General features: G+C 61.5%; 12 protein-coding genes. 5 read left to right on the top strand and 7 right to left on the bottom strand.

Going from position 1 to position 11,388, the window contains the following annotated elements; all coding sequences use genetic code 11:
• Positions 1-30 precede the first annotated feature (30 nt).
• Entirely contained in the window at positions 31-753 is a 723-nt protein-coding gene (locus ACP7E0_RS22725) for a uroporphyrinogen-III synthase (protein WP_426128054.1), read from the bottom strand.
• A gap of 4 nt (positions 754-757) precedes the next feature.
• Positions 758-1,687, bottom strand: a complete 930-nt coding sequence (gene hemC / locus ACP7E0_RS22730; RefSeq protein ID WP_426128056.1) for a hydroxymethylbilane synthase — start codon at positions 1,685-1,687, stop codon at positions 758-760.
• A gap of 76 nt (positions 1,688-1,763) precedes the next feature.
• Here hemC and tsaD point away from each other — a divergent pair, with 76 nt between their 5' ends.
• From tsaD to ACP7E0_RS22750, 4 genes are read left to right on the top strand one after another with little or no spacing between them, the layout of a single operon-like run.
• The gene (gene tsaD, locus ACP7E0_RS22735) at positions 1,764-2,861 is read left to right on the top strand and encodes a tRNA (adenosine(37)-N6)-threonylcarbamoyltransferase complex transferase subunit TsaD (protein WP_426128058.1); all 1,098 of its coding nucleotides are present in this window, start codon (positions 1,764-1,766) and stop codon (positions 2,859-2,861) included.
• Positions 2,861-3,859: an NAD(P)H-dependent glycerol-3-phosphate dehydrogenase gene (locus ACP7E0_RS22740; protein ID WP_426128059.1), complete on the top strand. Its 999-nt coding sequence runs from the start codon at positions 2,861-2,863 to the stop codon at positions 3,857-3,859. Before tsaD ends, ACP7E0_RS22740 begins: the two co-directional genes overlap by 1 nt.
• Before the next feature lie 18 nt (positions 3,860-3,877).
• Positions 3,878-4,171 carry a YciI-like protein gene (locus tag ACP7E0_RS22745; RefSeq protein WP_426128061.1) on the top strand — a complete coding sequence of 98 codons (294 nt, stop codon included), beginning with the start codon at positions 3,878-3,880 and terminating at the stop codon, positions 4,169-4,171.
• A gap of 2 nt (positions 4,172-4,173) precedes the next feature.
• A complete protein-coding gene (locus ACP7E0_RS22750) occupies positions 4,174-4,605 on the top strand; it encodes an EVE domain-containing protein (protein WP_426128063.1) in 432 nt (143 codons plus the stop codon).
• 158 nt (positions 4,606-4,763) lie between these two features.
• Here ACP7E0_RS22750 and ACP7E0_RS22755 read toward each other — a convergent pair whose 3' ends face one another.
• Entirely contained in the window at positions 4,764-5,195 is a 432-nt protein-coding gene (locus ACP7E0_RS22755) for an Lrp/AsnC family transcriptional regulator (RefSeq protein WP_426128065.1), read from the bottom strand.
• A gap of 33 nt (positions 5,196-5,228) precedes the next feature.
• On the opposite strand from ACP7E0_RS22755, the gene ACP7E0_RS22760 reads away from it, so the two are divergent.
• The gene (locus ACP7E0_RS22760) at positions 5,229-6,422 is read left to right on the top strand and encodes a saccharopine dehydrogenase C-terminal domain-containing protein (protein WP_426128067.1); all 1,194 of its coding nucleotides are present in this window, start codon (positions 5,229-5,231) and stop codon (positions 6,420-6,422) included.
• A gap of 274 nt (positions 6,423-6,696) precedes the next feature.
• Here the strand turns inward: ACP7E0_RS22760 and ACP7E0_RS22765 are convergent, their stop codons facing one another.
• The 4 genes from ACP7E0_RS22765 to ACP7E0_RS22780 form a co-directional block, all read right to left on the bottom strand.
• Positions 6,697-8,124 (bottom strand): mannose-1-phosphate guanylyltransferase/mannose-6-phosphate isomerase, encoded by a 1,428-nt coding sequence (locus ACP7E0_RS22765; protein ID WP_426128069.1) that lies wholly within the window; start codon positions 8,122-8,124, stop codon positions 6,697-6,699.
• A 243-nt stretch (positions 8,125-8,367) separates the two neighbouring features.
• Positions 8,368-8,775: a F0F1 ATP synthase subunit epsilon gene (locus ACP7E0_RS22770; protein WP_426128070.1), complete on the bottom strand. Its 408-nt coding sequence runs from the start codon at positions 8,773-8,775 to the stop codon at positions 8,368-8,370.
• A gap of 129 nt (positions 8,776-8,904) precedes the next feature.
• Complete coding sequence (atpD, locus tag ACP7E0_RS22775) at positions 8,905-10,467, bottom strand: F0F1 ATP synthase subunit beta (RefSeq protein WP_426128072.1); 1,563 nt, start codon at positions 10,465-10,467, stop codon at positions 8,905-8,907.
• Between the two features lie 24 nt (positions 10,468-10,491).
• A complete protein-coding gene (locus ACP7E0_RS22780) occupies positions 10,492-11,376 on the bottom strand; it encodes a F0F1 ATP synthase subunit gamma (protein WP_426128073.1) in 885 nt (294 codons plus the stop codon).
• Positions 11,377-11,388: the final 12 nt, after the last annotated feature.

Raw genomic sequence — 11,388 nt, forward strand, 5'->3', positions numbered from 1 at the left:
GGCAACGTTGATTGCTCGCCGCCGAAACGATTAGAGCTGGGCCAGGAGTGCTTCTTCGGAGGGCTCCGAGGCGATGGCAATCGGCCCGAAACCCGGCGGTATGGCGTTTGCGACATGTTCGCTCAGGCAAAGGAGACGCGTGCCGGAAAGCATCTGCGCTGTTCGCGGAGACAGAAGCGTGAAAAAATGCCGCGCGGTTTCGTGCGAGTAGAGCAGGGCGACGTCCGGGATGGGGGAGCGAAGCCGCTGTTCGATGATTTCCGGTGGGTGGGCGATTGCCGACATCCGGTAGGTTTCGGCGGTGCGGCAGGCGATGCCTGCGGCCTGCAAACCGGCCTCGAAGGCGGGAGAGCGCGGCCAGCCGGCCAGATAGACCAAGCCGTCTGTGAGGCTTGCCGATGCGGCTGCGGCGATCCTGGCGAGGGATAACCCGGTGCCTGAGCCGGCAATGACCGATTGGAAGCCCATGTGTTGCGCTGCCTGCGCCGTTGCCGGGCCGACGCAGTAGACGGTTGTTTGGAAATGCGGCGCCAAACGGTCCCTGTAGTGTGCAAGCGCGCGAAACACCTCGGCACTGGTGACGGCAATGGCGCTGTGGGGGTGGGCCAGCGCGTCGAGCGCTGCCTGCGGCTGATGGACGGCTTCCATGACCGGCAGCAGGACGGCTTGATGTCCCATTGCCTCCAGCCTTGCCGCCGTTGCCGCTGCCGAAGGTTGCGGCCGGGTGACAAGGATGCGCAAGGGCACAGGCATGGGCTCAGGTCCAGCTCGAAAAGAAGTCCGGTCCCGCTTCGATGCGGATATCGTCGCCGGCCTTGGCGCCGAGCTGTTCGGCATCGGACGCCTTGCCCTCGGTCGTCACGCGAAAATACTCGCTGCCGTCTGGGGTCAGAACCATGCCGGAGAAGCGGACGGTATCGCCATCGGAGACCGCATAGCCGGCAATCGGCGTGCGGCAGGAGCCGTCGAGCGTGGCAAGGAATGCCCGTTCGCAGGTCACGGCTTCGTGGGTTCTCAAATCATTGACAGCTTCGAGCAGCGCGTTGACCTTGGCGTCGCCAAGGCGGCTCTCGATACAGATGGCGCCCTGCGCCGGTGCCGGCGGGAAGGTTTCCGGATCGAGAAGCTCGGTCGGAACGTCGTGCTTGCCGAGCCGCTTCAGGCCGGCGAAGGCGAGCAGCGTCGCATCAACCTGACCCTCGGCCAATTTCCTGAGCCGGGTATCGACCAGGCCGCGATAGGTTATGACGTTGATATCCGGGCGCAGGCGCTTGATCAGCGCCTGACGGCGCAGCGACGAGGAACCGATGGTGGCGCCCTGCGGCAGGTCGAGCAGTTTTGCGGCGGTGCGGCCGACAAAGGCGTCGCGGGCGTCTTCGCGCGGCAGATAGGCGGAGAGGAACAGGCCGGTTGGCAGCTTGGTCGGCATGTCCTTGGAGGAATGCACGGCAAAATCCAGCCCGCCGGAGGTGAGCATATCCTCCAGTTCCTGGGTGAACAGGCCCTTGCCGCCGATCTCCGACAGCGAGCGGTCGGTGATCCGGTCGCCCATGGTCGACAGCACGACAATCTCGAACATTTCGGACGGCAGGCCATGCGCCGCCATCAGCCGGTCCCGTGTTTCATGGGCCTGCGCCAGCGCTAAGGGACTGCCCCGCGTGCCGATCCGGAAAGGTTTTGTTTGCATCCACTGCGATCCGTTGTTACCGGAGTTCCGTGTAACCGCCTTTCCCCGCGACCGCAATATTCGAGTCAATTCGCCCATGTCCGCCCGCCTGCGCATCCTCGGTATCGAAACAAGCTGCGACGAGACCGCCGCTTCCGTCGTCCTGCGCGATGAGAACGGCCATGGCGAAATTCTGGGCGACGTGGTTTTGAGCCAATTGGAAGAGCACAGCGCCTATGGCGGCGTCGTGCCCGAGATTGCCGCTCGTGCGCATGTCGAGGCGCTGGATACGCTGATCGAGGAAGCGCTTTTGCGCGCCGGCGTGACGCTGTCGGATATCGATGCCATTGCCGCAACCAGCGGTCCGGGTCTGATCGGCGGCCTTTTGGTCGGCCTGATGACCGGCAAGGCGATGGCGCGGGCGTCGGGAAAACCGCTCTATGCGGTCAACCATCTGGAAGGCCATGCACTGACGGCGCGGCTGACCGATGGGCTGTCCTTTCCCTATCTGATGCTGCTGGTTTCCGGTGGCCACACGCAGCTGATCCTCGTCAAGGATGTCGGCGTTTACGAGCGCTGGGGCACGACCATCGACGATGCCTTGGGGGAAGCCTTTGACAAGACGGCGAAGCTCCTGGGCCTGCCTTATCCGGGTGGTCCGGCCGTCGAGCGTGCGGCAAAAAGCGGCAACCCGGAGCGATTTTCCTTTCCGCGTCCACTGGTCGGCGAGGCGCGGCTTGATTTTTCGTTTTCCGGCCTGAAGACCGCCGTTCGCCAGGCCGCGCAGTCGATCGCGCCGGTGACCGATGAGGATATCGCCGATATCTGTGCCTCCTTCCAGAGGGCGATTTCACGCACGCTGAAGGATCGCATCGGCCGGGGGCTTGCCCGTTTCAAGGAGCAATTCGGTGGTACGGTCGAGCATCCGGCGCTGGTCGTGGCCGGCGGGGTTGCGGCCAACCAGGCGCTGCGGGCAACGCTGCAGGAGCTCTGCGACACGAACGGTTTCCGCTTCATCGCCCCGCCTTTGCAGCTGTGCACCGACAATGCGGCGATGATTGCCTGGGCCGGTGCCGAGCGCATGGCGGCGGGATTGCCGGCCGATGACCTCGATGTGGCGCCGCGTTCGCGCTGGCCATTGGATGCTGATGCGAAAGCCCTGATCGGGTTTGGCAAGCGGGGAGCAAAGGCGTGATGGCGGACAAGGTGCGGACGGATCGTATTGTTGTTGTCGGCTCCGGCGCATTCGGAACGGCGCTGGCGGCTGTTGCTTCTGCATCCGGCAAGGTGCCGGTGACGCTGCTCACCCGCCGCGAAAGCATCGTCGAGGACTTCAAGCAAACAGGCCGCAACGACAGCGCACTGCCGGGTATCGACCTGCCGGAAACGCTTGATGTTTCCGATGATCCGGCGGTGCTTGAAGGTGCCGGCATCGTTCTCTTCGCAATGCCGTCGCAGGCGCAGCGCGAGGCTGGGCGCTCGCTACATGGTTTCATCGGCAAGGGTGCCGATGTGGTGATCTGCGCAAAGGGCATGGAACGTGCCAGCGGCCGGTTGCTGACCGATGTCGTCGAGGAAGAGTTGCATCTGCAGAATGTCGCGGTGCTGTCCGGCCCGGGGTTTGCCGCCGATATCGCCAAGGGCCTGCCGACGGCGATGGTGATTGCGGCCAATGGCATGGAGCGCGCTGCGGTTCTGGCCGAAGCTTTGTCGGGTGCGACCTTCCGTCTCTATCCGTCGGCCGACCGTATCGGCGTCCAGCTGGGCGGCGCCTTGAAGAATGTGCTGGCGATTGCCTGCGGCATTGTCGAGGGCGCAGGGCTTGGTGATTCGGCCCGGGCGGCCCTGATTTCACGCGGATTGGCCGAAATGTCGCGCTTCGTGGCGGCTCGTGGCGGCGAGGCCGATACGGTGCGCGGCCTGTCGGGCCTCGGCGATCTGGTGCTGACCGCAACCAGCCATCAGTCGCGCAACCTGCGCTACGGCATCGCGCTTGGCCAAAGCGGCAGTGCCAAGGGTTTTTCCGGCGAACTGGTCGAGGGTGCGTTTGCCGCCTCGGTTGCTGCCGATGTCGCCCGAAAGCTCGGCGTCGATATGCCGGTGACCGAAGCGGTGGCTGCGATCATCGATGGAAAAATGGATGTGAGAACGGCGCTGGAACAGCTGATGTCCCGCCCGATCACTCAGGAATAAATCAACAAGGAGAACACCATGCTGTTTGCGGTTCTGTGCACGGACAAGCCGAATGCCCTGCAGGTGCGGATGGGCGCCCGTCCCGAGCACGTCGCGTTTCTGAACGATCTCAATGCCAAGGGTACGCTGGCCTTCGCCGGTCCGTTCCTCGACGATGCTGGCAAGCCGAACGGCAGCCTGGTGGTCATCCAGGCAGAAACGATCGACGATGCACGGGCGATCGCAGCCGCCGATCCCTATGCCAAGGCCGGCCTGTTTGCCAATGTCGATATCAAGCCCTGGAACTGGGTCTTCAACAAGCCGGAGGCTTGAGCGTGGGTTACTGGCTTTACAAGTCCGAGCCGTTCAAATGGTCCTGGGCTATGCAGAAGGATGCGGGCGCCAAGGGCACGGAATGGACCGGGGTGCGCAACTATCTGGCGCGCAACAACATGCGGGCGATGCAGCTTGGCGACAAGGGCTTCTTCTACCACTCGAACGAGGGGCTGGAGATCGTCGGGATCACCGAAGTATGCGCGCTGTCGCATCCCGATTCGACCGCCGAGGGCGATCCGAAATGGGATTGCGTCGATATCCGCGCCGTCTGCGACCTGCCAAACCCGATTTCGCTGAAGGACATCAAGGCCAATCCAACATTCGAGAAGATGGCTTTGGTCACCTCGATGCGGCTATCGGTGCAGCCGGTCACCGAAGAGGAATACCTGGAAATCTGCCGGCTCGGCGGGTTGGACAATCCGCCGCGGTGACCTGCTCTATGGCGGATTGATTGCCTCTTCCCTTTACAGTCACGTCTAGGGCTGGATTACATATGGGAGAGCGCGCGCCGATCTCCCTCTTCTCCCCGGCGGGCAGACGTGCCGAGCGCATGCGAGGCGATGAGGGGGCTTCGGCGAAGCCGGGGCCATCACCGATTGATTCGCGTCGACAGAATGATCGATGACAGCGTTTTTTCCACCCCGTCGATCTCGCCGATCCGGTCGATCACCAGATCGAGTTCGCTGATCGATGACGCAGCGACAATCGCGATCAGATCGAAACTGCCGCTGACCGAATGCAGCGTCCGCACATCCTCGATATCGTGCAGGTTCTGCGTTACCCGCCCCAGCGCCTTGGCGGCAAGCGTGATCAGCACATGCGCCTTGATCAGCCCCTTCTCGAAATCGTCCGACAGCCGTACGCCATAGCCGGCAATGATGCCGTCCCGTTCCAGCCGCTCCAGCTTTGCCTGCACCGTCGTGCGTGAAAGACCGAGTTTTCGCGCCAAAAGCGCCGTCGGCATGCGGGCATTCTCGCTGAGAATGGCGAGAAGATGCCGGTCCTTGTCCGCTAACGTCATTCTGATCATCCCTGACGGCATTATGCCGATTATATGTCGGCATTTTTATCAGATCAGCGCTTCATATCAACCGCCGGAAAGCAGACAGTTGGGGTACAAACAGATTCATTCGGGGGAACCACCATGAAAAACATCGTTGTCATCGGCGCCGGCAAGATCGGCTCAACCATCGCCCGCCTTCTCGCCCATTCCGGCGATTACCAGGTGACGCTGGCCGACCGCAGTGCCGAACAGCTCGCCATGATCGAAAAGCACGACGCCATTTCGGTCGCTGAAATCGACATATCCGACAGCGCTGCCATGGTTGCGCTTTTGACCGGCAAATTCGCCGTTCTCAGCGCCGCACCGTTCCACCTGACGATTGCCATTGCCGAAGCCGCCTCCAAGGCCGGCGTGCATTACCTCGACCTGACCGAGGACGTCGAATCCACCCGTCTCGTCAAGGAGATCGCCGAAACCGCCAACACCGCCTTCATCCCGCAATGCGGTCTGGCACCCGGCTTCATCTCCATCGTTGCCAATGATCTCGCCAGCCGCTTCGATACGCTCGACAGCGTGCGCATGCGTGTTGGCGCCCTGCCGCAGTATCCGTCCAACGCGCTCAACTATAACCTGACCTGGAGCACCGACGGCGTCATCAACGAATATATCGAGCCCTGCGAAGCCATCGTCGAAGGCCAGTTGATCAAAGTGCCGGCACTGGAGGAGCGCGAAGAGTTCTCGCTCGACGGCGTCACCTATGAAGCCTTCAACACGTCGGGCGGCCTCGGCACGCTCTGCGAAACGCTGAAGGGCAAGGTCCGCACGCTCAACTACCGCACCATCCGCTATCCCGGCCACGCCGCGATCATGAAGGCACTCCTCAACGACCTTGGCCTGCGCCACCGCCGTGAAGTTCTGAAGGACATCTTCGAAAATTCGCTGCCATCGACCATGCAGGACGTCGTCATCATCTTCGTTACGGTTTCCGGCCGCAAGGAAGGCCGCTTGGTGCAGGAAACCTACGCGAACAAGGTCTATAGCGCCGTCGTTGCCGGCCGCATGATGAGCGCCATCCAGATCACCACGGCAACCAGCATCTGCGCCGTTCTCGACATGCTGGCCAAGGGCGAACTGCCCTCCAAGGGCTTCATCCGTCAGGAAGAAATCGGCCTCGACGCCTTCCTCAAGAGCCGCTTCGGCCACCACTACGAACAGCGCGCCTATGCCGACAAATTGGCCGGCTGATCTGCGGGGATAAAAAGACCATAAACTGCAACGCCCGGGATTAAATAATCCCGGGCGTTTTCGTGTCAGCGTTTCAACGCAAATTCGCAGCGCAGCCCCTCATCCGCCCTTGGGGCACCTTCTCCCCGCAAGCGGGGAGAAGGACACGGGGTGGCAAGCCCCAGTGTCTTTCGATTATCTTCAAACGGAATGCGGGCGGTGCGGCATAGTCTTTCTCCCCGCCCGCGGGGAGAAGGTGGCCGACAGGCCGGATGAGGGGCGGCAGCCCGATTCGCTACGTCCGTCCAAACTCGTCATCCAGCCGGATGATATCGTCATCCTCCAGATAAGACCCCGTCTGCACCTCGATCAGCTCCAGGGGGATCTTGCCGGGATTGGTCAGCCGGTGGACGACCCCTTGCGGGATATAAACAGACTCGTTTTCATGCAGCAGGCGCGTCTCGCCGTCGATCATGATCTCAGCAGTTCCCTGCACGACGATCCAGTGCTCGGAGCGATGATGGTGCTTCTGCAGCGAGATTTTCCGGCCGGGCGTCACATGCAGACGCTTCACCTCGAAACGCTCGCCGCTCAGCACGGATGCCACTGCACCCCAGGGGCGATAGGATGTCGGATGATTTTCCGTCAGCCCACGGGTTTTCGCTGACAAGGCCAGCTGCTTGACGATCTGCCCGACATTCTGGCTGTCTTCCATCCGTCCGACATAAACGGCATCCTCGCTCGCAATGACCGCGACATCATCCAGCCCCTGCACGGCGATATGGATATCACGCGATAATATCAGCGAGTTGCGGGTATTGGACACCGTCGCCTTCTGGCCAACGACGTTGCCATCCGCATCCTTGTCGCCGATCGACCAAACGCTGTCCCAGCTGCCGAGATCAGACCACGCGAAGGATGACGGAACGACGGCAGCATGCGGCGTATTCTCAAACACGGCGTAATCGACGGAAATATCCGGTGCCTGCGAGAAGGCCGCCTCATCGAGACGGTCGAAATCAAGATCCCGCTCTGCGCCTTGGATTGCCCGCTGCGCGGCATCGTAGACGGCAGGTGCATAACGCAGGATTTCCGCCAGCAACTGCCCGACGGGCAGCATGAACATCCCGGAGTTCCAGAGATAACGGCCGCTTGCCAGAAGTTCCTCGGCGCGTTCGCGGTCTGGCTTCTCGACGAACCGGGCAACGGTTTTTGCACCCGTTTCGAGATCGCCCCCCATTTCGATATAGCCATAGCCGGTTGCCGGTTCCGTCGGCTCGATACCGAAGGTCACCAGCTTGCCCGTCTGTGCCGTCTCCTGAGCAATGCGGATGCAGTCGAAATAATGCGTGTCGGCATCGATCTCATGGTCGGAGGCCAGCACCTGCATGATGGCTGCGTCACCATGGTCCCGCAGAACCACGAAGGCGGCCGCTGCGAGTGCCGGCGCGGTGTTGCGGGCGACCGGCTCCAAAAGGATGCTCGACAGCGGTGCATCCAGCGCCCGGGCCTGCTCGGCAACGATGAAGCGGAATTCGGCATTGGTGACCACCACCGCCGGCGTATACAGTTCCTGATCGGAAACCCGCTGCAGGGTCTTCTGGAACAGCGAGTGATCGCCGAGAAACTGGAGAAACTGCTTGGGCGCCGCCGCGCGCGACAGCGGCCACAGCCGCGTACCCTTACCGCCAGCCATGACGACCGGCACGATCCTGGAAGTCATGCGCATCCTCTTGTCTCTTGCCGAACCTGACGGCTCCAAACGTTCAAAAATGTCTGCGACGGCCACAGCCTAACGAAAAACCGAAGGTTGTGAAACCATTAAACATCCCGAGCTTTATAGAATCAAAGCGTTAACACGGCGATTCAGTACCGCCGCGCCTCTCGAACCACCGTTGGCGCGCAAAATTCGGACAATAAAAAACCCCGCCGGAGCGGGGTTCGAAAGTCTAGTTGCTCAAGCCTTTCAGGCGGCAACAACGATTTCATTGAGCTGCGTCAGCTCGGCAAGGAAACTTTCAAGACGCGTCTTATGCTCGTCACTGTGCGAACCGTCTTCCAGTTCCGACTTCGTTGCATCGATGCGCTTTTCGATCAGCTTGGCATCGACTTCGCTGACCGGAACGGCGGATTCGGCAAGCAATGTGCAGCCTGTCGGCAGGATATCGGCGAAACCGCCGAACACGACGTAGCGCGTCACCTTGCCGTCGATCGCCTTGACGCTTACGACGCCCGGCTTGATCGTCGTCATCGTCGGGGCGTGGTTGGCCATGACGGTCATTTCGCCTTCCGTTGCCGGAAGAACGACTTCGCTGACGCGCTCGGACAACAGCAGGCGTTCCGGGGAGACGAGTTCGAAATTGAAATCAGCCATGATCATTCGCTTCTTTTGGCGCTACCGGCGAGAGACCCCGGCAGAAAATCCGTTCGGCGCGGCCGGACCCTTGCCAGCCGCAGCGATTGTCGATCGGGGCACCGTTCCGGCGCCCCGATCGAAAAGTCATTAAGCGGCTTCGGCAGCCAGGCGCTTGGCCTTCTCGACCGCTTCCTCGATGGAGCCGACCATGTAGAAGGCGGCCTCCGGAAGATGATCGTATTCGCCGTTGACGAGGCCCTTGAAGCCCTTGATCGTGTCTTCGAGAGCAACCAGCTTGCCCGGCGCACCGGTAAAGACTTCGGCCACGAAGAACGGCTGCGACAGGAAGCGCTCGATCTTGCGGGCGCGGGCAACCGCGACCTTATCTTCTTCCGACAGTTCGTCCATGCCCAGGATGGCGATGATGTCCTGGAGCGACTTGTAGCGCTGCAGGGTCGTCTGGACGCGGCGCGACACTTCGTAGTGCTCTTCGCCGACAACCATCGGGTCAAGCATGCGTGAGGTCGAGTCGAGCGGGTCAACGGCCGGGTAGATACCCTTTTCCGCAATCGAACGCGACAGAACGGTCGTTGCGTCCAAGTGGGCGAACGATGTTGCCGGTGCCGGGTCGGTCAAGTCGTCGGCCGGAACGTAAATGGCCTGAACCGAGGTGATCGAACCCTTGGTCGTCGTGGTGATGCGTTCCTGCATCTGGCCCATGTCGGTGGCAAGCGTCGGCTGATAGCCCACAGCCGAAGGAATACGGCCGAGAAGAGCCGACACTTCGGAACCTGCCTGGGTGAAGCGGAAGATGTTGTCAACGAAGAACAGAACGTCCTGGCCTTCGTCACGGAACTGTTCAGCGATCGTCAGACCGGTCAGGGCGACGCGAGCGCGGGCGCCCGGAGGTTCGTTCATCTGGCCGTACACGAGTGCTGCCTTGGAGCCTTCGCCGCCGCCGTGCTTGTTCACGCCGGATTCGATCATTTCGTGGTAAAGGTCGTTGCCTTCGCGGGTCCGTTCACCCACGCCAGCGAACACCGAGTAACCACCGTGCGCCTTGGCGACGTTGTTGATCAGTTCCATGATCAGAACCGTCTTGCCGACGCCGGCGCCGCCGAACAGGCCGATCTTGCCGCCCTTGGCGTAAGGAGCCAGGAGGTCGACGACCTTGATGCCGGTGACGAGGATCTGCGCTTCCGTTGACTGCTCGACGTAGGACGGTGCTTCCTGGTGGATCGAGCGCTTGCCCGACGTGATCAGCGGACCAGCTTCGTCAACCGGCTCGCCGATGACGTTCATGATGCGGCCGAGCGTTTCCAGCCCAACCGGAACGGTGATCGGAGCGCCGGTGTCTGTCACAGGCTGACCGCGGACCAGACCTTCGGTCGAGTCCATGGCGATCGTGCGAACGGCGTTTTCACCGAGATGCTGGGCAACTTCGAGAACAAGGCGGTTGCCGTTGTTGTCCGTTTCCAGCGCGTTGAGGATCAGCGGCAGCTGGCCTTCTTCGAAGGTCACGTCGACGACGGCGCCGATGACCTGCGTCACGCGGCCGACTGCGCCGGTTGCCGTCAAGACGACCTTGGCTGCCGGTGCCTTCTTCGCTGCAACGGTCTTCGCTGCTGCTGCCGGCTTTTCCGCTGCTGCCTTCACCGCTGCCGGCTTCTTAGCCGCTGCTGTTGTACTGGGGGTAGCTGCCTTAGCCATAATCCTTACCCTCTTTCCGTAACCTTAGAGCGCTTCCGCGCCCGAAATGATTTCAATGAGTTCCTTGGTGATCTGAGCCTGGCGCTGACGATTGTAGGACAGCGTCAGCTTGTTGATCATTTCACCGGCATTGCGCGTGGCATTATCCATCGCGCTCATTTTGGCACCCATTTCACCCGCAACATTTTCGAGCAAAGCCCGGAAAACCTGCACCGAAATGTTGCGCGGGATGAGATCGTTGAGGATCTCGCCCGCATCTGGCTCGTATTCATAGATCGCGGCGGCAGATGCTTCATCGCTCTTGGCGACTGCCGGAGCAGCAGCCGGGATCAGCTGAAGCGCTGTCGGAACTTGGCTAATGACCGACTTGAACTCCGAATAGAACAGAGTGCAGACGTCGAATTCGCCCTTTTCGAACAGGCCGATGACCTTCTTGCCGATCAGGTCGGCATTGTCGAAGCCGATCCGCTTGACTTCGCGCAGATCGACACGATCGATGATCAGCGATGCAAATTCGCGGCGAAGGATATCGAAGCCCTTCTTGCCGACGCAGATGATCTTGACCGTCTTGCCATCGACCAAAAGCTTGCGCACGTGGTCGCGGGCAAAACGGGCGATCTGGCTGTTGAAACCGCCACAAAGACCGCGTTCGGCCGTGCAGACCACGAGCAGATGCGTCTGGTCGCGGCCATTGCCCGTCATCAGGCGCGGTGCGCTGTCGTCGGTGCCCACAGCTTCTGCGATGTTCGCGAGAACGATCGCCATCCGCTGCGAGTAAGGCCGAGCAGCCTCGGCCGCCTCCTGCGCACGCCGAAGCTTCGCCGCAGCGACCATTTTCATCGCCTTGGTGATCTTCTGCGTCGCCTTGACGGAGGCGATCCTGTTTTTCAGATCCTTAAGTGAAGGCATCCGTTGTCCGTC

This window comes from Pararhizobium sp. PWRC1-1, from assembly GCF_049897905.1.
GTDB lineage: Bacteria > Pseudomonadota > Alphaproteobacteria > Rhizobiales > Rhizobiaceae > Pararhizobium.

Bases quoted from the DNA above. Each gene is read 5' to 3' on its own strand.
- ACP7E0_RS22725 (WP_426128054.1), bottom strand. From the start codon at position 753: ATGCCTGTGCCCTTGCGCATCCTTGTCACCCGGCCGCAACCTTCGGCA.
- hemC (WP_426128056.1), bottom strand. From the start codon at position 1,687: ATGCAAACAAAACCTTTCCGGATCGGCACGCGGGGCAGTCCCTTAGCG.
- tsaD (WP_426128058.1), top strand. From the start codon at position 1,764: ATGTCCGCCCGCCTGCGCATCCTCGGTATCGAAACAAGCTGCGACGAG.
- ACP7E0_RS22740 (WP_426128059.1), top strand. From the start codon at position 2,861: ATGGCGGACAAGGTGCGGACGGATCGTATTGTTGTTGTCGGCTCCGGC.
- ACP7E0_RS22745 (WP_426128061.1), top strand. From the start codon at position 3,878: ATGCTGTTTGCGGTTCTGTGCACGGACAAGCCGAATGCCCTGCAGGTG.
- ACP7E0_RS22755 (WP_426128065.1), bottom strand. From the start codon at position 5,195: ATGACGTTAGCGGACAAGGACCGGCATCTTCTCGCCATTCTCAGCGAG.
- ACP7E0_RS22760 (WP_426128067.1), top strand. From the start codon at position 5,229: ATGTCGGCATTTTTATCAGATCAGCGCTTCATATCAACCGCCGGAAAG.
- ACP7E0_RS22765 (WP_426128069.1), bottom strand. From the start codon at position 8,124: ATGACTTCCAGGATCGTGCCGGTCGTCATGGCTGGCGGTAAGGGTACG.
- ACP7E0_RS22770 (WP_426128070.1), bottom strand. From the start codon at position 8,775: ATGGCTGATTTCAATTTCGAACTCGTCTCCCCGGAACGCCTGCTGTTG.
- atpD (WP_426128072.1), bottom strand. From the start codon at position 10,467: ATGGCTAAGGCAGCTACCCCCAGTACAACAGCAGCGGCTAAGAAGCCG.
- ACP7E0_RS22780 (WP_426128073.1), bottom strand. From the start codon at position 11,376: ATGCCTTCACTTAAGGATCTGAAAAACAGGATCGCCTCCGTCAAGGCG.